The 235-nt window shown below is 51.5% G+C and carries 1 rRNA gene; it reads left to right on the forward strand.

The features are described from left to right. Positions 1-235: ribosomal RNA gene (locus tag H6A32_RS16090) — 23S ribosomal RNA — on the forward strand; the annotation flags it as partial.

Below are 235 nucleotides of genomic sequence, written 5' to 3' on the forward strand. Positions count from 1 at the left end.
GATGTTGGCTTAGAAGCAGCCATCCATTGAAAGAGTGCGTAATAGCTCACTAGTCGAGAGGTCCTGCGCCGAAAATGTCCGGGGCTGAAACACACCACCGAAGCTCAGGAATGTATTTGATACATTGGTAGAGGAGCATTGCATACAGGGCGAAGCAGTACCGGAAGGAGCTGTGGACTGTATGGAAGAGAGAATGCCGGAATGAGTAGCGAGAGGAAGGTGGGAATCCTTCCGG

The sequence above is a fragment of the Drancourtella massiliensis genome, from assembly GCF_016900655.1.
Classification (GTDB): domain Bacteria; phylum Bacillota; class Clostridia; order Lachnospirales; family Lachnospiraceae; genus Sellimonas; species Sellimonas catena.